The organism is Paractinoplanes polyasparticus (genome assembly GCF_019710575.1).
GTDB classification, from domain to species: Bacteria; Actinomycetota; Actinomycetes; order Mycobacteriales; family Micromonosporaceae; genus Actinoplanes; species Actinoplanes polyasparticus.
The window spans coordinates 12,490-32,915 of record NZ_JAHWFK010000074.1; the positions used below are offsets into that span (position 1 = coordinate 12,490).

Sequence of the window (20,426 nt, forward strand, 5' to 3'; positions counted from 1 at the left end):
GATATCGCTACTCCAAGTTACCGCAGGGTGGGTCGGCGCGACGCCGCTGGCCCAGGCGAGCCTGGAGAGCGCGTCGCAATCGTCGTGGATCCAGCACGTGAGCGACTACGCTGCGGCCTTCATAGTGATGGGCCTGCTGACGTCCGGCCTGCTCTGGACGCTCGGCGTCGTGACGAACGACTACCACCAGAAAATCAATGGCCGCCGCGGCACCCTGTTCACCCTGGCTACCATCGCCGCGCTCGTGGCCGTCGACGTCCTTGTGGCGGAGCTGTGGGGCGAGCCGGTCGAGACCCGGACCTGGCTTCTAGCTGGCTGCCTCGTGCTGGCAGCCCTGCTCCGGGTGGGCGCCGCATCGGGACCAGCCCGCCGCCTGGCGACTTCCGTTACAACCGCGCGCATCGACGCAGCCATCGCCTCTGCGGGGATGTCCGTCGCCGCGGCGACTCTCGTCGGCCTCACCGTCTTGTACCTGCTGGCACGCGGAGGGCTGGCCAGCCTCATCGGGAATCTGGACAACGTCCTCGCGCTGGCGATCATGCTGGGGTGGGCCGTGAAGCGGCTGCGCGACTGGCGGGCACCCGCCGCAGAACGGGTCCGGCAGCAGTGGAGGCACTCTCAACGCGGCGCCGACGGCCTGCCCCTCAGACGGTCTCGCCTGCGGCGCCGGCGAACGGTATCACCGGCAGGTGGCGCGGCGGCAGGCGTTCTGGCGGCGGATCTTCGCGCTCCTTCATGTGGAACTAGCGCCAGCAAAGAGGGCTGCGACTCATGACCGGCCCTGACCCTGAACCCGATCGCCACCGACCCGGCGGACCGTCCATTCAAGCAATCGCGCCACACTTGCGCCTGGCCCGGGTGGGGCACCAGGAAGAGCAGCTGATAACTGCATTCCGCAGTTCAATGCGATTCACGCGAGTAGGAAATAGGCGAGCTTGCACCCGCTTTCATCGATGAACGAGGGCTCTCATCTCGGCATGTCCGTGTGCGTACAGCGCCAGGCTTGCTGTAACTCTGCGTAGCACCCGGATCGCGGCATGTGAGTGCGTGGGATCCGGCCGGTCCGGCCCCCGGAGAGGCTCAGTCACCGACCAATCGCAGGGCCAAACGCTGATTATCGCGGCACCGTTCCGCAAGGCTGCGTACCGCCTCAATCACCTGGTGCTGCCGGTCGTCGACAGCCGCGGCAAGCATCTGGTCCAACTCGCTGAGGAACTGCGGCATCTCGTCCGAGGAGAGTTCCAGAGTTCCGTACGGGTCGATACGGTCCAGCATCGGCGTCGAACCTGAGTGCCGCAAGCGTTCGACAGCCTGGACGAACCGGAATCGAGTGTCGCCTACTACCGCCAGTTCGACAGACCGTCGCCGTGGGCTCGAGCCCTCCTGCTCGAACATGAAAAGCTCTACATCAAGGCCCACGCCAGGGAGGTTACCGCTACGTGCCTCCAGCTCTTCATCGGCTTGACCCCGTGCCACGTACCGACTGAACCGGCCGCGCGTTGTTCGCGGCCATGAGAGGGCACGTCCAGAACCCGCGCACAGCGTCGCTGGTCGACAACTACGCTCGTGTGGCGCGCAGGGCAAAGGCGGATGGGAAAGCCCGTTACCAGCCCTCCCGTGCTGACGACCGCGAGGTATGAACCGGTTCGAGTCCAGTAGCCCGGCGCGCGCCTTATCCGCGGCAGAAGCGTGCGCGGGCCGGCCGGGCGCATGGTCACGTCGCGTGATGGCTTCCTGCGGCGGGCGCGCACGCTCGGCGGCAGAAGAGTGCACGTGATCATGAGCATGTGGATGGTGCTGCTCACATGGAGCTGAACCGGGATCATCCAGTTGTCGCCATCGCCGTATGCAGGCTGCTCCTACAACAGCTGGTGATCAGCGGGGCGCAATGGTGACCGTGATCGTGTCTCCGCGGCTCGGATCGATGCCGGCGGCGGCGCTGACCAGTTGCTGAACCTGGGCGGGATCGATGTTGCTGGAGCCGCCAGAGAGGATCCGAACGACCACGTCGAGCCGCGTGATCGGTCCCGGCTCTAGGCTGCGGATTTCGTCGACCTGGTTGATCGCGTTGTTCCGGGCTATCTCGTCATCGCGTTCCGCCTCCGCCGGGCTGCGCTCGAGACCAGCAACGGCCGGGTCCGGAATAGAACTCGACGCTGAGGGGCCCAGCTCCACGGTCGTGACCACGACGCTGTTTCCCGGCCCGAGGACGCTGTCCAGCATGTTCTGCAGCGACCGATTCAGCTTCCCCTTAACCGCCTCGGCCGCTGGATCAACCACTCGCGAGGGCACAAGCGTCCCCGCCGGCCCGACCGCCGACGTCGGCAACGCGCTGGGCCGCGATGACCGTACGCCGTAAAGGACACCGATACCGACAAGCGTGACGACTAGGACGGCGAGGAGCGAGAACGTGCGTACCCTGCCACCGATATTCGCCATGTCGGATCCTGCCGTTCTGTTCTGGAGCTGCCGTATTGATCATCGGCACGTGATGCGCCAACTTGACATCTCCGGCATCTCGACGGCACACGTCCCCAGCCGTTGGGGCTTTGACCCGGACAGACGGGGAATGCAGGGAACGGCCTGACGTGATGCGGGTCGATTGTCCGGTGCGGCAGTGGCGACTTGCTCTCAGCCGGTCCTGTGCGGTTGCGTGAGTCCCGCGAAGATCAGGTGCACTCTCATCGACACGAGAGCGTGTCGGCGCCGACTTCGTCATGCATCACAGTCCGTGACGGCTCGCCGCTGGCGGCCGCGCTCGCTCGGCGGCACGGAGCTCGCTCGGCGGGAGATGGATCGTGGTGCCCGCGCGAACGTGGCGGCTCGTCGCAGCCACGGAGGAGAACACACGCTGGGAGGGCGGAAGATTATGGGCGTGACGTGGTGGCTGTTACACAGACTCTTGGGCGTGCCCTCGGGGCGACGGATGATGAAACAGGCGCAGGAGAACATCGGCATGTTGTTCCTGAGCGGTATGACTCTGACCCCGTCATCAGCGTGGGCCGTTATAAGGTCGCTCGCCTTGGCCCAGAGAAACTAGAGGTGCTGGCAGTCATCCGCGATGACGCACTCACCGTCTCCGACTGCCCTCGTACCCACGATACGACCATCAAGATGCACGGCCGGTCCATCGCCGATCGCCTCGGACAGTTTGGCATTAACTATGCCGCTGCCCAGGACGCCTATAACGCATTCCTCAGCAGTCGCATCGACGAGCTGATGAATCCGCGTCAGGCCCCTTGGGAAACCTTACTTCCTGAGCGCCTGCCGTGGCGGCATCTCTTCCCCAGAGGCGTCGGTATGTGTCAAGTCTACTTGGTCAGCGCGCACCCTAGAAGATGGCGAGCTGCTGATTCGTCACCACCGTCGTTGCAGCAGGTCGAACCGCTGCGGCCGGTAGTGCGTCGTTGATGCCCCACTTCGGCGGGAAGAAGAGTGGGATCGGCGCCGGGTTCCGATTGAACCGGGCTTTGATCCTGCTTCGGGCGCTGGCAAGTTCGGGGACGGCTTCGCGGCAGTATTTGTCGGTTTCGCAGAACAGCCCTTGGCAGTCGATGGCATGAAGCGGTCGACCGAACAGGCCTTGGAAAGGTAGGCCGAGGCGTTCCAGTTCTTCGGTCTGGTGTTCAAGCATCCACATGATCACGTCGGTGGGCTGGTAGTCGCCGAGGTCTTCGAAGCATTTCCGGATTCCGCGAAGTGCTCCGGGGCCGGCTTGGGTGAAGTCGTTCTCGCTGAAGTTGATTAGCGGTGAGTAGTTGAGGTCGACGGCGGTCTGGTATGACATGAAGTCCCCCATGAGGGGGTAGCGATGCAGCAGGTCGTAGACCTGCCGCAGGCTGCCTGCGTCGAGGATCCGGTCGGCAAGGTCCTCGGCGAGGAACATGTGCCGCCAGAGTTCGACGTGGTTGAGGTGTTTGCGGCCTTGGCCGTAGGCGTCGGTGGCGCAAAGGATGAAGGCGCCGGTGTATAGGCGTGCGTTCGCGGCGGCGGCTGCGTCGAGGGCTGCGGTGAACCGGCCGTCGGCGAGGTCGTCTAGGGTCGGGTACCGGCCAAGGAACTCGCGCACGCTGCGCCATGTGTCGATCTTGCTGAAGGTTCGGAACGCGACGATTTGGAAGACGCGATCCTGTGGTGTGCAGTCCTCGTCGTGGTGGCAGACGTCGCGGATCATGTATTGGCTGACCCGGTCGGCCGCGCGGTACACGTTGCAGAACTTGTACGTGGAAAGGATTGGGTCGTTGGTCCACGGCGCGGGTTGGCCGGCGACGCGGCGCTCGAACATGGCCTGCCGTTGGCTGGCGTAGTACCAGTACAGGTCGTATACGCCTGCACGTGGTGTGGGTGCCCGGCGAGTCATCACGTCAACCTAACGGACGTGGCAAGAGCTGCGGTTACCGCTGCCGATAGAAGACGCCCGTTCCGTGCAGGTGGAAGTACCGAGGGTCACCCAGAAGGGGACGGGCGGCGAGACGCTCACCGAGGGTGTACCGGAACCGGTCGACGCCGGTGACATGATCGAACACGATGGCGCCACCGATCAGGGTCCGTTCTTGGGCGACGGTGACGGCGGCCGTGGCCGGGGTGTAGTTGTCGGTGTCGATGAAGGTGCAGATCAGGTCTTCGGCGGCGAGACGGCTGGCGGTGGCGGCGATGTCGCCGGGCACGATCTCGACCCGCCGGTGGGCGAGGTATCGGCGTACCGATTCGAGATCGGTGAAGACGCAGTCGGGGTGGTCGTACATGTCGAGCGGGCTGCGGCGGGCCGGGAAGCCGTCGAAGGTGTCGAAGCCGATGATGGGCCAGCGGACGCCGAGCCGTTCGACGATGCGCGACAGGAACATGGTGGTGCCGCCCTTGAACATGCCGAACTCGGCGACGACGCCCTGCAGTCCGAGCCGTGCTGCGTTGGTGAGGCATTGATGCAGATGTGCCAGGGTGTTCGGGTATCCGTTGGCGAGCGATGGCACCAGGAGACGCGCGAGTTCCTCATGGTAGGTGGGATCGCGATAGGCGAGGTGACCGTAGCCAGCAACGACGACCTTGGGTGCGCCCTGGAGGAAGGGTAGGGCGCTGATCAGCAGGTCTTCTTTGCCCGCGTCGTCGGCGACGGCCACGACGTCACACTGGTAGTTCTGCAAGTCCTCGAAGGGCAGGGTCGGCACCCGCAGAGGTGCCTTCGCCGGGGCGGCGCTGTAGATACCGCGAACGCAGCTGTCAAGGCCAGAGCCGGCCAGGCGTGCCAGCAGCCGTAGCGCTGTGGGGGTCGCGCCGAGGATCGCCACGGTCGTGGCGCCGTGCAGTAGCTCGACCTCGACGTCCTCGGCCAGTTTGGTGAAGTCCTCGTGGTGCATGCCGCCTCCTGGTCGGTTCGCGTTTCAGTGATCTGCTCGTTGATTTGCTTGCGGCGCCGTCCCGGGGAGTAGGGGCGGGGTTGATGCGGATGGGTTCGCCGGCAGCGGTCAAGCTGCTGTCTGCGACGACCACTGGTCCGGCCGCGGTTGCGGGACGGTGCCGGCAGGATGGAAGGTAAGCGTGCGGGCGTCCAGATCCGCGACCAGCAGGCCACCTCGGTGCACGACCAAGTGCTTCATGGCCCGGAAGCCCTGCCAGATTGCCTGCTGCCACAACCAGCCGGGGACCTCGCCTACCTAGAGGCCGGTGGTGACGGCCCGGGCGACGTTGACGATGTCGCGGGTGACGGCGTCGTACCGGCGGAACCCCGATCCTGGTTTCCGCGAGCCGGGCGAGGACAGCCGCCAGGCCCTCCTCGGCGAAGATGGCACGGTCGGCCGTCCTCGCATTCGTCAACGACCGGGTCGCTCTTGCGTTTGCGGCGCAGCAGCGCCCGCAGGTGGGGTGACCAGCCCAGCAGCGCCAGGAACCCGAGATGGGCCAGGAGCACCACCCCCGCGGGCGTTGCCGACGCGTATGCCGGAAACTCCCAGCGCGGCAATTCGCCCGAGACGCGGATCGGGAGGGGTGTTGGCATCACCCGCTGCTGGTCGCTGCCCAGGCCAATGGCGCTTGAAATCCATCAATTCCGAATTGAACGGATGAAAGCCGCGTAGGCATCGGGCTGTGTCTCGCGCAGCACGGCGACGGCGCGTACGGCTTGGGCGGCCAGGTCAACCGCGAGCCGGGCACGGGTCGTGAGGGGCGCGGCCGACCCGGCGGCGGGGAAGCACGCCTCCAGTTCCGTGAAGGTCCGGTCGACATCAGCGGCGACGGGGACGAGCGACGGTGAGGCGATGAGGTCAGTGAGCGCGGTGAGGTCGAACACGGCGACCAGGTGTTCCAGCCCGTCGGGTCCGTCGCTCCACGGGCCTGCCGCTGTCGAGCGGTCGGGAAGGTCGGGCACTGCCGTGGAGTCTTGGTCGGCCAGGTAGGTGAGGTACTTGAGGGCGTAGACGTATAGGTCGACCACGGTGTCGACGGTGCTCTCGTCGGCGGTCGTCACGCCGCTTTCGGCGACGAGGGTGAAGCGGTCGACCTTGCGGGCGATGTTGGCCAGGATTGAGATCTGCTCGCCGCGGCGCTTCCACGAGTCGCCGTACGCGGCGTCCTTGCCGCGGTGCAGGTTGATGACCGCTTGCCGGAAGTCGCGGGCCGCGGACGTCGAGGGTGCCGTGTGCGGTTCGCCGTCGGGGTCGAGCACGACCAGGGTCTGAGCATCGAGGTCGAGCCGCACGGTGCCGCCGCGGCGGCGGCGCAACTCGCGCCAGGCCGTGAAGCCGGTGAGGATGGCCTTCTCCCAATCGGCGGCGCGGTGCGCGGCGACCTCCAGGTGAGCCACCATGCCCGTGATGGTGTTCAGCACGTCGTTGTCGACGTGGCTCTTGCCCTCCAGGTATTCGTGGCGGCTCGCGTAGCCGAACACCAGGGCCGAGATGCCCTCCTCGATGACGACCGCACGGCCACCGTCCTCGGCTTCGTCGGTCTCGGGATTGCTGCGCCGTTTCCGCTTGAGCAGAGCCCGCATGACCGGCGACCAGCCGAGGACGGCGGCATACGACAGGTGGAAGACGTCGTGGAAGCAGTAGCCGTCGGCGATGTGCGAGGCGTCGGTGATCGGGTCGCCGACCTGCTCTCCGGCGCAGGAGAGCACCGAGACGTCGCGGCCGTCCGTCGTGCTCACGGTGAAGGTGAAGTCGGCTTGCCGCGGAAGCTGTTCGATCGGGTCGAGGTCGGCGTCGAACGGGATCGAGGACGCCAGGCTCGGTCGCCACCGGTCGGTGATCTTGGTCAGGTTGGCCGTCGCGATGTCGTCGAGATCGAGATCGAGGTGGCCGGCTACGGTCGCCAGGTACCAGAGGACGTCGCCCAGCTTCTCGCGCATGCGGGCGCGGAACTGCGGGTCGGCCGGCCCGTCGCGCAGGTGCTTCTTGTAGGCGTTCAGGGCTGCCCCGGCCTCGCCCGCCAGGCCGAGCAGCGGGACGACCAGGGAGTCACCGCCCCCGCGGACGGGTTGGATCGTCTTGGCTGCGGCGCTCTGGTACGTCGCCATCTCCACGTCGAGACCCCCTAAGTGATGTTGCCTGTGCCATCAAGATCGCGACTTCTGATTGCTGAGGCTACGATACTCCGAGTAGGGTCCATCGCGACGATGACTTTCGGACGGCGAGAGGCGAGTACGTGGAGAGCGTGACCGGTCCAACCGTGGATGAGATCGTTGACGTGGTGGTGCGCCTGCTCGCGCTGGAGCGCGGCCAGGAAGAGGCTGAGGTTCGCGAAGAGCTTGAGGAGGGCGGCGCCGAGCTGCCCATCGACTCGTTGCGGATCGTGGAGATACTCACGCGCTTGGAGCAGGAACTCGGCGTGGAGATTCCGGCTGACGTCGACTCTGCCCGGGCGATGCGCTCGGTACGCGACTTCGCCACGATCGTGCGGGACGCCGTCGTCACCGGCGACAGGAGCGCATGATCATGACTATCCACCCCAACACCGAACGACCGGGTGGTGACTCGGCCGTCCTCAGCGAGAGACTCCGGCGGATCCGCGAGTATCTGAACTACACCCAGCAGTGGGTCTCCCACCAGACCGGGATCTCCCGGGTCGCGATCAGCGAGATCGAGCGGGGCGCCCGCAAGGTCGACAGCATCGAGCTGAAGAAGCTGGCCCGACTGTATCGGTACCCGGTCGGCTACTTCCTGGACGAGGACGTCGACGCGATCCCGGCCGCGCACGCGGTCGCTGGGCTGCCACGCCGGCTCAACAACTTGCGGCAAGAGGACCTGACCCAGGTCATGAAGTTCGCCCAGTTCCTCGAGCAGTCGTATCAGTCCGACGCCGAGGCCGAGGCCGCCGGGGAAGACGAGCCGCGCCGGTCAGTTCCGCAGCGTCGGGGGTCGGCTTCGTGAACTGGCTGATCGCGCACCGGGTCGCCAGCATCGCGGCGGCGAATCTCCACCACCGGCTCGGGTTGCCGGAGGACGGCTTCGTCGACGTGTTCGAGGCGCTGCGCCGCAGCGGACTCATGGTCGCGGGTGACGAGATGCCGAGCCTGTTCGGCGCCTACATGCCGCCTGGGCGTGGACGGCATGGCGGGATCCTGCTGAACTCGACCATGAGCGAGGCGACGATCCGGCACACCGGTGCGCACGAGCTCGGTCATGCCCAGATGGGCCACGAGCGCTGCCTGGCCGATGGCCCGGACCTTTTCAGTGGCCTGCCGCGCAACAAATGGCCGGACGAGGAGAAGCAGGCCGAGGCCTTCGCGGCCTGGTTCCTCATGCCGATCCGGGCGGTCAAGACCATCTTGACCCGGCTCGGTCTTGACATCCCGCGCGAGGCCGCTGACGTCTACCAGTTGTCGCTGCACCTGGGCACGTCCTTCCGCGGCGCCGTGCGCCACCTGCAGCACCTGCACATGGCCACGCCGGACGTCGCGGCGGGATGGCGCAGCGTGCAGCCGGCGCGGCTGCGGGCCCGGGTGAGCGGGCAGACCGGCCAGCCACCGGCCCGGGTGTGGGACCTGACCAGCCTGACCGACGGCAGCGACCTGCACGTCGAACAGGGCGACCGGCTGATCGTGCGCACCCCGCGGCTGAGCGACCGCCCCACGTTCACCGGGCCGGCCGCCGTGATGATGCTCGCCAACCCCCACGCCGTGGAACTCGACGAAGGCGCCGAATTCGACATCGCCGGCAACATCGACCTGCCGTCGCCGTTGACGGTGACCTCCCCCGCCGGGCAGACCTTGTGGTCCGGCACCCTCATGCCGACCCCCGAGGACCGCCGAGGGCTGCTCGCCGCCGCACACAAGCCGTTGCTCGTCGGGCCGCGGAACGGAGCACGACGATGAGCTTCATAGTCGAGGCCGACAACATCTCCACCGCCTGGCTGGCTGCGGCGGCCAAGCTCGACGCCGCGCCGAAGCGCAAGGCGATCCACAGCGTCGTCCGGATCGCAGACCCGGTGGGTGAAGTCCCGGCGGTCCGCGCCGCCATGGACCAGCTGCTGGCCGGGCAGAACATGCAGAGCGTCGAGACGGTCGCCAACACGATCTTCCCGGCCGCGTTCGCCCGTTCCAGCCGCGATCACGCCGAACTGGTCGAGCGCTACATGAAGATCTACCCGCTGCTGACCACGCGGTACCGCGACAACAAGAAAGGCACCTACTTCGGCCGGATGATCAATTATCCGTCCGCGCCGAACCCGCGCAAACCGGGCTCGGGTGGGCCCTGGGATCAGATCAGCGAGGTGATCAGGACGATCACGGTCGAGCTCAACGGAGGCATCCCCAAGGGTGCCCGCTACGAGGTCGGCCTAGGGCTGCCCGACGACGCCATGAACGTGCAGGTCTTCGTCCCGGGCACCGATACCAGCGCGATGGCGTTTCCGTGCCTGAGCCATTGCTCGTTCCAGCAGGAGGGCGAAGAGTACGTGCATCTTCTCGCGCACTACCGCTACCAGTACCTGCTCAAGCGCGGTTACGGCAACTATCTCGGGCTCAGTGGGCTTCTGGCCCACGTCGCCCGGCAGACCGGGCTGAAAGTGGGTCAGCTGACCGTGGTGGCCGGGATGGCGTGGCTCGAACCGCCGGTCATTCCGGTCTCGAACATGCTGGACGAATTCACCGACCTCGCGGTGGTTTAACCCCTTGTGGCCGCCCGGTCACGCGGCGCGGGTAGCCGCCAAGGCACGCTTCACGGTCGGGTCGTTCAGAGCGGCCAGGCAGCGGTCCGCGAAACTGGAGAAGTCGGTGAGGACCTCGGTGAGCTCGGGGTCGTCACCGACGTCGATGTAGCTGCTCTCCACGTGCAGGTCGCGGTGGATGCGGGCGCCGAGGTTGTCCAACGCGGTCGCGAGCACGGTCACCGCGTCGGCGTACGAGACCTCGCCGTCGCTCTGCTGGCCATTTGGCATCGGCGCTCCTTGGATCGTTGGGACGAGACGGTGATCATGCCGCACGTGCCGGCGCGCCGGCGAGACGGTCATTGATTCCCCACTTCGGCGGGAACCAGGCGGTCAGCGGCCGGGTGTCATGCCGGTAGTGCTGCTTGATCTGGGTCCGGCCGCTGATCCCGGTGATGTCGGGATGCGCCAGCCGGGCGTACTTGTCGACCTCGCAGAACAGGTTCTGGCAGTCGATCAGCTGAAGTCGACGCCCGCCCAACGTGGCAAACGACAGCCCCAGCCGGGCGAAATGCTGTTCCTGGGTATCCGTGACGAAGCGGATGACATCCGCCTCGATCCCGTCGGCGGCCTTGCCGAAGCACTTGCGGATCCCGTCGCGAGCACCCGGGCCGGGCACGACGAACTGCATCTCGTCGAAGTCCAGGTCGGCCGCGTAGTTGAGATCGATCGCGAACTGGTACGCAAGGAAGTTTCCGAAGGCCGGGAAGGATCGCAGGGTTTCGAAGACCTCACGCAGGCTGCTGGCGTCCGCGATGCGTGCAGGGGCCGCGGACGACATCATCAGCTCGATAAGCCGCAAATGGTTGCGATGTTTGCGTAGCTCACCGAGTCGCGGCGGCGGAATGACGTAGGCGGCCGAGTACAGCCGTTCCCCGGCGGCGAGGGCGTCGGTGAGTACCCGGTCCATCGCGGCGTAGTCGTACGTACGCCAAGCCACCGCACCGAATGCCTCGGAGAGGCGCTGCCACGTGGAGTAGCGGTTGAACAGCTTGAACAACACCGTTCGATAGAAGACCTCAGCCCAATCCTGGTCGCCGCTGTAGATGACGTCGCGGATCAGTTGCTGGCTGACGCGGTCCGCAGCGCGGTAGCAGTTCGTGAACCTGTAGTGACTCAGGATCGGATCGTGCGTCCACGGCCCTGCATCGCCGCGTAACCGCCGCAGGTAGATGTCCTGCCGGGCCTGCGCAAACCGCCAGTAGGTGTCGAACACCGGGCTCGGTGACAGGCGGCGGCCCGCGACGGTGACCGCCCACCGATCCGCCTCTGCACGCGCTCCGTGATCTATGACGCCAGTTGACACCTAGCTAATATATATTAGATACGTAGCCGTTTCCAGAGAGGCAGGCCCGGTGGAGTTGATGAAAGACTCGCCGCGCCGCAACACCTCGGTGCAGTGGCCAACGGAGGTCGATGCCTACCTCGACCACCTCGTGCGCCTGGCCGCAAGCCGCGGAGTCCTGATCAGCCGTGCCCAAATGCTGTCGGCGCTGGCGTCCGAGGCGAGTGCCGACGCCGCCGACATCGCCGCGTTAGCGCAGCGCTACCTAGGTGGTTGCCGAGTAGGCGACCTCACCCGCAAGGCAGCAGACGCCGCCCAACTTCCTGCGGTGCGACACCGCGGTCGACAGCGCGCCGCACCGAGCTAGAAACGGCTCGACCCGCGACAGGCTCGACCTACGCGCGCACCGCCTTCCGGATCCGTCTGGGCCCTCGGGAAATTAGCTAGCTGTCCCAGTCACAGTCCAGCGGCATCCAGGCTGGCTGCCCGTGTTCGGCGACCAGCGAGCGGTGCCGTCGACGTTTGCGATGTACGAAAACGACGGCGCGACGGGCCAGACTGTGGCATTCAAGCGAGGCCGCGGGTGTTCCGTGGGTGATCGGATGCCAGCGACCCTGGACGGATTCCATGCCTAGAATCCGGATTTCGGCGCCCAGCAATCGCTGGCTTGGCGAGCACAATGAGTAACGACCGCTCTGACCTGCCGATACTCGGCGGCATCCTGCTGGATTCGCGGGCGATAATCCGGATGAAGATGCTTTACGTTCAGTAGCAGGGGCAGAGAGGCTTTCTGTGGATTAAAAGTCCACAGCTCTGCCATTGAGCTAGCGGCCCGCGGTCATAGAGTACCTGCGGCGGCCTGAGTTGTTTTAGTGGTATCCGCTACGGCGAGCCTGGCACGGGGGAATGCCGGGTGGAGACTGCTGCCAGGCATCCGTCGCTCGTCCTGCCCAGGCGCAGGCGAGCGGGCGGAGCCTCTGCGACCACCTCACGGGTTGTCGACCCGGTGAGGTTTGCCAGACAAGCCTGGACAGCCGAGTTCAGGCTGCTGCCGATCGCCTCTTCCGGATGCGTGGGGGTCTCTGCCGGCGGATGGTGACGGCCGCCGGTTCGCGTAAGGTCCTCGCATGCAACAGAGGGCGTTCGAGCAGCACATCGCGGTGTTCGGGGAGGGCGGGAGCGGCAAGACCGTTCTGCTCTCGTCGTTCTACGGTGCCGCGCAGGAGCCGCAGTATCTTCGCAAGAGCCTGTTTCATGTCTTGGCCGAGGACATCGGGCAGGGTAACCGGCTGCACAAGAACTACCTCGGTATGAAGGATGACGCGGCGCTGCCGCTCACCACTCGGTTCGGCGCCACGTCGTATGGATTTAGGGTCCAGATGAAGGACGGGTCGGATCCGGTGGCGGCGAAGTCGCGGCCCTTCGACGTGCTGCGGGTGGTCTGGCACGACTATCCGGGGGAATGGTTCGAGCATTCTGTGCAGAGCGAGGAGGAGGCTCAGCGCCGTGCTGACACCTTCCGGTCCCTGCTGAGTTCGGACGTCGCCTTGCTGCTGGTAGACGGTCAGAAGTTGCTCGACCACGCGGGAGAGGAGGATCGGTACTTGAAGTCGCTTTTCAGCAACTTCCGCAACGGCGTGCTCTCGTTGCGGGACGAGCTGCTGGAGGACGGCAAGCCGCTCGCCCAGTTTCCCCGGATCTGGGTGATGGCCTTGTCGAAGGCCGACCTGCTGCCGCACATGGATGTCTACCGGTTTCGTGATCTGCTCGTCGCCAAGGCCTGTGACGACCTTGATCAGCTGCGTGAGGCGATCGGCGGGCTGGTAGAGGGCCGCGAGGCGTTGTCGGTCGGCGAGGATTTCGTGCTGCTCTCGTCGGCGAAGTTCGAGCCGGGAAAGATCACAGTGCTTGAGCGGGTGGGACTGGATTTGATCCTGCCGCTGGCCGCCATCCTGCCCTTCGAGCGGCACCACCGGTGGCACGATCTGAAGCAGCTCCCGACGCGAGTGTTCGAGGGCTTGCTCGGCCGTGCCGGCGACCTGGCATCCGCGTTGCTGGCCCGGACCAGAATGCCCGGCCCGCTGGGTTTGCTGATGAACCTCGTCGGTCCTGACCTTCTGAGCGACGCGGCGAAACTGGCCGGGGACAAGCTCCGTGCGGCGAACGCGGAGGCGCTGTCGAAGAAAGAGTTCCTCTCGGCCACGCTGACCGGCTTCCGGATAGACCTGGAGACGGGCGAAGAGAACCAGATCTTGCTCCGGAGTGTGCGATGAGCCTCATCTGGGCTACCCGCGGCCGGTCGTGGGGTTTCCGCTTCCTGCTCACCGGTGAGTTCCCGGACCCTCTGCGCGAGTACGAAGCCGCTTTCGCGGGCGCCGGTGACGCGCAGCAGGCCTGCTACATTGCCGGGGACCGGGTGGCGTTACGCATCGCGGATCCGCTGGGGCGCAAGGACCAGTCCGGCCGGGTGATTCCGCATGAGTTCGTCGTCTGCGGACCGCAGGCGGCACAGATCCATACGGTGGCGGACGGTCTTGCGCTCGTATGGCCGCAGGTAGCCGGGGAGTTCGAGCGGGTCTGGCAGATGCCCCGGCCGCCTGCCTGAAGCCGATCGCCCGTTCGCGTTTCCGGTGGGACCGAGGAGCTGCTGCAAGCCCTGTTCGGGGTCGGGCAGTAGGGGGTGTTATGCCCGCCGGTTGACCGGATTTCGCTTGGCGGGATGCGCGTGACTGGTGCGGCTACTCTGTGCACGGCCTTCGATACGAGGGGGAAGCCGTGTCGCCTTATGACATCGATGCTGCTGAGGACTGGCTGGATGGTTGGACCGCCAGTGTCAGTGCTCAGGCTGAGCGTGCTGCGGTGTTGTCGCGCCGGGTTGCGGCGCTGACGGGCAGTGCGCAGAGCTCGGACGGTTCGATCAAAGTGACGGTCGGTTCGTCCGGGCAGGTGGAGAAGCTGGAGCTCGATGACCGGGTGCATCAGGTGCGTGGGCCGGAGCTTGCCGAGCGGATCGTGTCGGTGATGCGTCAGGCGCAGGCGCGGCTGGCCCGTCAGGTGTCGGTTGAGGTCGAGCAGACGGTCGGTTCCGACACTGAGACCGGCCGGGCGGTGATCCATTCGTTCGAGACGCGTTTCCCCGAGGCCGAGCGTGGCGACGGTCAGGAGCGCGACGATGCCGGCCGGTGAGGTCCAGTTTCCCGGGTACATGGTGGAGCGGCATGCCGGCAGCGTTGAGCGGGTTTCCGATTCGATGGAGACGGCCCGGTCGGCGGTGCGTGAGGTCACGATGGACACCGGCGCGTATGGGCAGTTGTGCCAGTTCCTGCCCGGGATCCTGAGCCCGGTCTTCGGCATGGGCTTGGATGCCATGTACAAGACCGTTGATGTGCTGACCGAGACAGCGGCGAACCTGCGGGCCACGGCCGCTGACATGTCGGCTGCTGACACTGCGAGCGGGCAGCGGATCACTCGGGCGGGTAACGGTGAGCGTCCCGCGTTGGAGCTTCCGCTGTGACCAATCCGCTGGTTGCGGCTGAGCAGAGTTCGACGACCTGGTACACCGGTCTGGGCCTGGTCGAGAGCGCCGCTCAGGTGTCCACCGGGATCCAGGACAACAGCTGGGTCGACGGCACGCTCGGCGGGGTCGGCGGCAGCCTCGACATCCTCGGCCTGGCGATCGACCCGCTCGGCTCGCTGGTCTCGTGGGGCGTGTCCTGGCTGATGGAACACGTCCGGCCGCTGAAAGAGGCGCTGGACTGGCTGGCCGGTAACCCCGACGCGATCGCCGCGCACGCGACCACCTGGCAGAACGTCTCCACGTTCACCGCCGACGCGCAGGCGCAGTACATGGATGCGCTCAGTCAGGAGATCGCCGACTGGGCGGGCGGATCCGGTGACGCCTACCGGCAGCATGCCGGGCTTGTCGCCCAGGTCATGCAGGGCATCTCGTCGGCAGCCGGCGGCATCTCGTACGCCGTCGAAGGCGCCAGTCTGCTGGTCGGCTTGGTCCGGGGCATCGTCCGTGACCTGATCGCCCAGTTCGTGGGCACCTTGGCGGCGCGGTTGCCGCAATGGCTGGCCGAGGCCGGTCTGACCCTGGGGCTGGCCACCCCGGTGGTGATCGGTCAGGTCGCCGCGCTGGTCGCCAAGTGGGTCGACAAGATCCAGACGTTCATCCGGGGCCTGCTCAACAGCCTTCGCCGGCTGCTGCCGAAGGTTGAATCGCTCGGTGAGATCCTGACCGGTCTCAAGGACGAGCTGGCCAAGCTGATGCGCTCGGCCACTGGCGGAGGCGGCAGGGGCAGTGACGGCCCGGACGTCCCGGCCGGACACAGGTGGCGTGAAGGTGACCCGCCGCCACCGCCGCGTAGCGGCAACGACCTGCCGACCGACGCCCATCTCGGTCAGCGTTACGTCGGCGAGAACGACCCGAACAACCCGAACCGCGCGTTCCGGCCGGACACGGTGCACTACATGGACGAGGTCGAGCGCGAGGCGCACCGGTTGTTCGTCGATGGTGACGGCAACCTGCGTAGTGCCGCCGACGGCAGCCTGTATGACACGTCGGCCGGCTCTACGCACTGGTCCGGTCAAGGCCGCGCGATCTTCGTTATGGACGGCAGCGGTAACCTGTATGCCACGCTCGACCAGTTCCCCGGCCGCATCCATCACTCGTCGCTGCTCGGCGGTGAATCGGTGGCTGGCGCGGGCGAGATCGAGGTTCGCGACGGCAGGCTGGTGGCGATGACCGACCAGAGCGGGCACTATCAGCCGCGGGCCGAGCATAACGACATCGCACTACAAAGCCTGCGGGATCAGGGATTGAGCACTGATCCCGACTTCGCACAGTACGGATGGGGCGGCAACAGACGATGAGCATGGACCCCGGCGACGTTCGCGGCCTGATGAACCAGCTGTTGTATCCGATCGACGGCGCTCCGGATTTGAGCGACGCGATGGCCGCCCGGATGGTCGACAATCTGATCGACGGCCGGCTGTTCGCACACCCTCCGGCCGTGTACGCCGAAGCGATGGACCACACCCTGAGCCGAGGCGCGTTGCATCCGGAGACGGCCGAGATGAGCCGTCGATTCACCGAGCCCGACCTGGTCGACTTTCTACGCCGGGTGCGCCAGCTGCTCGAGGAACGACGCCCCTGGCCGCCCCCGAAGTTCCGCAAGATCGACGTGGCCGAGTGGCCGTCGTTCGGCGACGCCGCTGTGATCGCTCAGGTCAATCGGCCGACCCTGCAACTCACCGGAGCCGTCGGCTTCCCCTTCGACCACATACCGGCCGGCGAAGGCAAACTCCCTGTGCTGATCCTGCAGCTGCGCACTGGCGAAGTCATCGCGCTCATGGGATCGGTCGATCCCCGATCCACGACCTTCGCCCTGCTGCTTCGCGGCTCCGATGACGCCACCGCCGCGATCACCCACTTCCAACAGCTGAGCGGTCTACGCCCTACCGACATCACCGCCCTCTCAAAGTAAGAGAACCGACCGGAGTGCCCCGATGGCGGTCACCGCTGCCACGCAGATACGCCGCTGGATCGGCACACTCGTGCTCTTCCTGGTCTTCGTCTGGGTCGTCGTGCTGATCGCCGGGATCGCAGGCGCGTTCCAGGGAGCGCGCTTCCCACTGTTGAACGTCATGGTCGCGCTCATCCCGGGGTGCGCTTTCGTGCCGGCCGCGTTCTTCTCGATCCAGTTGCATCGCACAGACGACACGGTGACCCTCGACAGGATCTGGTCGAAGGCCCTCGTCTACGGGATCGCGGGAACGATCCTGCTGATCGGCGGCGCCTACGGTCTCTACGCGATGCGATGAGCGGGACCTGCCGCAACGACCTGGCCGACTTGCGGAGGCGACGAGGGTCGACGCCGGCGACATCACCGATGCGGCGAAGACCCGGCTCGAGCGGGTCAGCGAGCCGGCGGTTTCGGCATCAACGCCCAATTGTCTTCGTCCTCGGGTGCCGTCGCGCGCATACGGTCAACCATGCGCAGGGCAGCACTCGCCGTCGAAATTGTGGGTGACCTCGCGGCCGCCGGCACCCCCGACACGGCGGCGTTGCAGACGGCGGTTCTGCCGCCACCGGCGGCGAGCGTGATGGCGGGAGCCGGTGCGGTGGAGCGTCTGGATCGCAGCCGTGGTCGCCACCGTGTTGGTCGCGCGCAGGTTCCACAGTCGCAGGTGCTGTGGCGTCACCCGCCGGTGCTGGCCAAGGCCCGCTGGGCGGCTGAGTCGACTGCTACGCGATGTGACGGGTCATTCGTCGAGCCGCGCGTTTGATCGCTGCAGATCCGGATGTCGGTGAGATGCCGAAAATTGGCGTGGCGGTGCGAATACTGCTCGCTATCGCGCCGCTGATTCGACGAGGGTTGTCAACGCTGGCAGCTCTTCGGTAGCCGCGTCCACCACTGCCTCGACGGAGCGTGCCGAGATGCCGGTATAGCGCTGGGCGAGGGCGACGAGCGCCGAAATCGGTTCCGGCACGCGGTGGAGGCCGTCGACCGTTTCTAAGGGGCCGACCCCATTTGCCAGCAGCCACAGGTAGTCACCCAAGTTCCGCGCGATGACCGCCAGCTCGCCCTCGGAGCCCAGGAATACCATCGGTTGAGCCTCGATCCTGGCACCTGGGACACGAATCCAGAACGCCGCGATCCCGCCGCTTCCTGGCCGCCATGTATCAGGCATCTGCCATTGCACTAGCTCTCGTACCCGGGTTGCAAATTGGCGCCATTCTGTGTGAGGTCCTGGCGATACTGGCCGCCGCGCTGGCGCTGTATTTCGATCGCATGTCGGAGGACCCGCCGGATCCGAACTTTCGCGTCCTTCCCATTCTTGTAGTTGCAGACATCGAGGCGATTCTCGCCGCGGCCGGCATCGATGCCGCCACGGTGCAGAGCATCCGCGGTCCTGCGGTCGCGTTAGCCCAGAGCCTCGGCCACAGCCGGGCGTACCTGCAAGCCGTCGAACGGGCGCTGGGTGCGAGGGAGGCCGGCGATGAGCTGTGGCTGGCCCGGCAGACAGCAAACGCCCGTGAACATGCCTTGGAGATGGTTCGGCTGCTCGGCGAACTGCCGGCGAACCTGAAGACGCTGGCCGCAACGTCTACCGCGCACGGTGCGGAATCCATCCAGATTCCGAAGGCGACCCTTGATGAGGCAAGGACACGCGTGATGATTCCGGGTGATGCCACACGCGCTGCCTTGCTCGATGGGCTTCAGACGATAGGTTTGGATCAGGCCGAGGCGAGCGATGCTGCGCGTCTGCTCGGCGGCGCCGACCCGCCCGAAGGTCAGACGGCGAACCAGATCCTCACCGATTCTGCGACAACGGCCCAGCTGCGCGTGCTTGCCGCGGGCTTTCGCACGTGGGCGGGACAGGCCGCAGCGTACCCGGCCCACACCGATATCGCACCGCGGTTCCCTGGCGGTGCAACGCGGATCGGCTGTGTTGGTGCCGCGCCGTGCGCCGAGGCGCGCGCGACCGCATGGCTGAGGTACCTCGCGGTTAGCCCCGACGGCCGGCACGTGTACGGCAGCGCGCGCGACAGCGGCGCCGTCGTTGTCCTGGCACGCGACCCTACGTCCGGGCTTCTGACACAGCCGGACGGCCCCGCCGGGTGCGTTGCCGACAGTGCAGCCTTGCCTTCCGGTTGTGCAACCACGCCTGGCCTGGTTTCCCCGGCAGGGCTCGGCATGGCACCCGACGGCACCAGCCTGTACGTCGCTGCCAACGGATCGGACGCCGTGGTTACCTTCAGCCGGGATCCGACCAGTGGCTCGCTCGTCCCGGTCGGCTGCGTCGCCGATGCCCGGGCCGCTGTCACCGGCTGTCTATCAGCTCCGGGCCTGGCCGATCCCAACGGAGTCGCGGTAACGCCGGACGGTGGGCACCTCTACGTCGCCTCGCTCCAGGGCACGATTTCCGTGTTCGCCCGCTCGGCGAACGGCGCATTGGCGCCGACCCAGTGCTTGGCAGACCCGGCATCGGTGCCGCCAGGCTGCGTCGCGGCGCCCGGCCTGAACGGGGCTGCCGCGGTGGCAGTGACACCAGACGGCCGGCAAGTATACGTGGTCGCTCGCGAATCAAGCGCTGTCGTTGCCCTGTCTCGTGATCCGGCCAGCGGCGCATTGACCTGGCTTGGCTGCTGGAGCGGCGACAGCGGTGCGCGTCAGGATCTGGCATGTGCACCTGCCCGTGGCCTGGCATTCGTCCAGGAGGTCATCGTCAGCCCCGATGGCCGACACGTGTATGCCAGCGGAACCGACGCGCACACCATCGCCGTGTTTGCGCGCCTCGCGGGAGGGAAGCTCGAACAATTTGTCGGCCGCGGTGGCTGTGTGCACGACGCCGACTACGCGGGCGGGACGGGCTGTCAGCAAGTCGTGGGAATCGCCTTGCCGAACGGGCTTGCTGCCGCCCCGGATGGCGACACCGTGTATGCCGCGGCATTCGGTTTCGGAACTCTGTCGGCGTTCGCCCGAGACCCGGTTGGCGGTGCAATGGCACCGGTCGACACCTGTCAGACCGCTTCAACCGATGGTGACCCGCGCTGCGCCGACGCCGGCCCCATCCGCGGTGCGGGCGACGTTGTAGTCAGTCCGGACGGGCGGCACTTGTATCTCGCTGCACCACGGGACGGCACCATCACAGCTTTCTCGCTGTCAGTGCAGAGTTGCCTACCACCAACCGGCCAATGAACACGTTCGAGACATCGAACCACCTGGGCATAGGGGGCGAAAATCATGGCGCCAGGACCCCCGCTGGCCCGAGCCTGGGCGCTTCGGGGCATGCCCTGTGATGGCCGTTGCAGACCCGCGGTGCTGGCATCCCGACAGCATCAACGAAGGTTCACGCGATTCACCCGTCCGGTCTGCCCCTCACCCGTGACCCCCGGATGGGGCGGGAGGTCCTTCGGCTTGAGTTCCCCCCGCTTTCGTGGAGCTTCTCAAACATGATCGACTGATCATGGGGAGGAAGCATTTGTGGCTGCACC

At 66.5% G+C, this 20,426-nt stretch carries 23 protein-coding genes and 2 pseudogenes; 14 read left to right on the forward strand and 11 right to left on the reverse strand.

Annotation, left to right across the window (positions count from 1 at the left end; genetic code table 11):
- Nucleotides 1–97 precede the first annotated feature (97 nt).
- Nucleotides 98–775, forward strand: coding sequence for a hypothetical protein (locus KXC43_RS47905; protein WP_221382981.1), 678 nt, complete (start codon nt 98–100; stop codon nt 773–775).
- Nucleotides 776–1,080: 305 nt separating this feature from the next.
- Here KXC43_RS47905 and KXC43_RS47910 read toward each other — a convergent pair whose 3' ends face one another.
- From KXC43_RS47910 to KXC43_RS47940, 8 genes and pseudogenes are all read right to left on the reverse strand, one after another.
- On the reverse strand, nt 1,081–1,419 hold the full coding sequence (locus KXC43_RS47910; RefSeq protein ID WP_221382982.1) for a hypothetical protein: 339 nt from the start codon (nt 1,417–1,419) through the stop codon (nt 1,081–1,083).
- 456 nt (nt 1,420–1,875) lie between these two features.
- Entirely contained in the window at nt 1,876–2,439 is a 564-nt protein-coding gene (locus tag KXC43_RS47915) for a flagellar M-ring protein FliF C-terminal domain-containing protein (protein WP_221382983.1), read from the reverse strand.
- A gap of 892 nt (nt 2,440–3,331) precedes the next feature.
- Complete coding sequence (locus tag KXC43_RS47920) at nt 3,332–4,360, reverse strand: nucleotide kinase domain-containing protein (RefSeq protein WP_221382984.1); 1,029 nt, start codon at nt 4,358–4,360, stop codon at nt 3,332–3,334.
- A gap of 34 nt (nt 4,361–4,394) precedes the next feature.
- On the reverse strand, nt 4,395–5,354 hold the full coding sequence (locus tag KXC43_RS47925) for a TylF/MycF/NovP-related O-methyltransferase (RefSeq protein ID WP_221382985.1): 960 nt from the start codon (nt 5,352–5,354) through the stop codon (nt 4,395–4,397).
- 108 nt (nt 5,355–5,462) lie between these two features.
- Nucleotides 5,463–5,636, reverse strand: a pseudogene (locus tag KXC43_RS53435) (hypothetical protein); the annotation flags it as partial.
- A gap of 15 nt (nt 5,637–5,651) precedes the next feature.
- On the reverse strand, nt 5,652–5,786 hold the full coding sequence (locus KXC43_RS52160) for a hypothetical protein (protein ID WP_255646088.1): 135 nt from the start codon (nt 5,784–5,786) through the stop codon (nt 5,652–5,654).
- A 17-nt stretch (nt 5,787–5,803) separates the two neighbouring features.
- Nucleotides 5,804–5,992: pseudogene (locus tag KXC43_RS53440) on the reverse strand (MazG C-terminal domain-containing protein); the annotation flags it as partial.
- Nucleotides 5,993–6,037: 45 nt separating this feature from the next.
- Entirely contained in the window at nt 6,038–7,507 is a 1,470-nt protein-coding gene (locus KXC43_RS47940) for a nucleoside triphosphate pyrophosphohydrolase family protein (protein ID WP_255646089.1), read from the reverse strand.
- Nucleotides 7,508–7,635: 128 nt separating this feature from the next.
- Between KXC43_RS47940 and KXC43_RS47945 the strand changes: the two genes are divergently transcribed.
- Genes KXC43_RS47945 through KXC43_RS47960 form a run of 4 tightly spaced genes read left to right on the forward strand, consistent with a single transcriptional unit; the run spans nt 7,636 to nt 10,098 of the window.
- Entirely contained in the window at nt 7,636–7,923 is a 288-nt protein-coding gene (locus KXC43_RS47945) for an acyl carrier protein (protein ID WP_221382989.1), read from the forward strand.
- A 2-nt stretch (nt 7,924–7,925) separates the two neighbouring features.
- Nucleotides 7,926–8,360 carry a helix-turn-helix domain-containing protein gene (locus KXC43_RS47950; protein ID WP_221382990.1) on the forward strand — a complete coding sequence of 145 codons (435 nt, stop codon included), beginning with the start codon at nt 7,926–7,928 and terminating at the stop codon, nt 8,358–8,360.
- Entirely contained in the window at nt 8,357–9,304 is a 948-nt protein-coding gene (locus tag KXC43_RS47955; RefSeq protein ID WP_221382991.1) for an ImmA/IrrE family metallo-endopeptidase, read from the forward strand. Before KXC43_RS47950 ends, KXC43_RS47955 begins: the two co-directional genes overlap by 4 nt.
- On the forward strand, nt 9,301–10,098 hold the full coding sequence (locus KXC43_RS47960; protein WP_221382992.1) for a thymidylate synthase family protein: 798 nt from the start codon (nt 9,301–9,303) through the stop codon (nt 10,096–10,098). The genes KXC43_RS47955 and KXC43_RS47960 overlap by 4 nt, the downstream gene beginning before the upstream one ends.
- Nucleotides 10,099–10,116: 18 nt before the next feature.
- Here the strand turns inward: KXC43_RS47960 and KXC43_RS47965 are convergent, their stop codons facing one another.
- Both KXC43_RS47965 and KXC43_RS47970 read right to left on the reverse strand, forming a co-directional pair.
- Nucleotides 10,117–10,368 carry a hypothetical protein gene (locus KXC43_RS47965; RefSeq protein ID WP_221382993.1) on the reverse strand — a complete coding sequence of 84 codons (252 nt, stop codon included), beginning with the start codon at nt 10,366–10,368 and terminating at the stop codon, nt 10,117–10,119.
- Between the two features lie 34 nt (nt 10,369–10,402).
- Entirely contained in the window at nt 10,403–11,353 is a 951-nt protein-coding gene (locus KXC43_RS47970) for a nucleotide kinase domain-containing protein (protein WP_308129590.1), read from the reverse strand.
- 148 nt (nt 11,354–11,501) lie between these two features.
- Here KXC43_RS47970 and KXC43_RS47975 point away from each other — a divergent pair, with 148 nt between their 5' ends.
- The 8 genes from KXC43_RS47975 to KXC43_RS48010 all read left to right on the forward strand — a co-directional run bounded on the left by KXC43_RS47975 (nt 11,502) and on the right by KXC43_RS48010 (nt 17,248).
- Nucleotides 11,502–11,789 (forward strand): hypothetical protein, encoded by a 288-nt coding sequence (locus KXC43_RS47975; RefSeq protein WP_255646095.1) that lies wholly within the window; start codon nt 11,502–11,504, stop codon nt 11,787–11,789.
- A gap of 760 nt (nt 11,790–12,549) precedes the next feature.
- Nucleotides 12,550–13,695: a TRAFAC clade GTPase domain-containing protein gene (locus tag KXC43_RS47980; protein WP_221382995.1), complete on the forward strand. Its 1,146-nt coding sequence runs from the start codon at nt 12,550–12,552 to the stop codon at nt 13,693–13,695.
- Nucleotides 13,692–14,027, forward strand: a complete 336-nt coding sequence (locus KXC43_RS47985; RefSeq protein WP_221382996.1) for a hypothetical protein — start codon at nt 13,692–13,694, stop codon at nt 14,025–14,027. The genes KXC43_RS47980 and KXC43_RS47985 overlap by 4 nt, the downstream gene beginning before the upstream one ends.
- A gap of 170 nt (nt 14,028–14,197) precedes the next feature.
- Nucleotides 14,198–14,608, forward strand: a complete 411-nt coding sequence (locus KXC43_RS47990; protein WP_221382997.1) for a YbaB/EbfC family nucleoid-associated protein — start codon at nt 14,198–14,200, stop codon at nt 14,606–14,608.
- Nucleotides 14,595–14,936 (forward strand): type VII secretion target, encoded by a 342-nt coding sequence (locus tag KXC43_RS47995; protein ID WP_221382998.1) that lies wholly within the window; start codon nt 14,595–14,597, stop codon nt 14,934–14,936. Before KXC43_RS47990 ends, KXC43_RS47995 begins: the two co-directional genes overlap by 14 nt.
- The gene (locus KXC43_RS48000; protein ID WP_221382999.1) at nt 14,933–16,297 is read left to right on the forward strand and encodes an IQM protein middle domain-containing protein; all 1,365 of its coding nucleotides are present in this window, start codon (nt 14,933–14,935) and stop codon (nt 16,295–16,297) included. The genes KXC43_RS47995 and KXC43_RS48000 overlap by 4 nt, the downstream gene beginning before the upstream one ends.
- Complete coding sequence (locus tag KXC43_RS48005) at nt 16,294–16,911, forward strand: hypothetical protein (RefSeq protein WP_221383000.1); 618 nt, start codon at nt 16,294–16,296, stop codon at nt 16,909–16,911. The genes KXC43_RS48000 and KXC43_RS48005 overlap by 4 nt, the downstream gene beginning before the upstream one ends.
- Before the next feature lie 22 nt (nt 16,912–16,933).
- Nucleotides 16,934–17,248, forward strand: a complete 315-nt coding sequence (locus KXC43_RS48010) for a hypothetical protein (protein WP_221383001.1) — start codon at nt 16,934–16,936, stop codon at nt 17,246–17,248.
- 528 nt (nt 17,249–17,776) lie between these two features.
- Here the strand turns inward: KXC43_RS48010 and KXC43_RS48015 are convergent.
- The gene (locus KXC43_RS48015; protein ID WP_221383002.1) at nt 17,777–18,034 is read right to left on the reverse strand and encodes a hypothetical protein; all 258 of its coding nucleotides are present in this window, start codon (nt 18,032–18,034) and stop codon (nt 17,777–17,779) included.
- A 71-nt stretch (nt 18,035–18,105) separates the two neighbouring features.
- Here KXC43_RS48015 and KXC43_RS48020 point away from each other — a divergent pair, with 71 nt between their 5' ends.
- Nucleotides 18,106–20,130 (forward strand): lactonase family protein, encoded by a 2,025-nt coding sequence (locus KXC43_RS48020; protein ID WP_221383003.1) that lies wholly within the window; start codon nt 18,106–18,108, stop codon nt 20,128–20,130.
- Nucleotides 20,131–20,426: the final 296 nt, after the last annotated feature.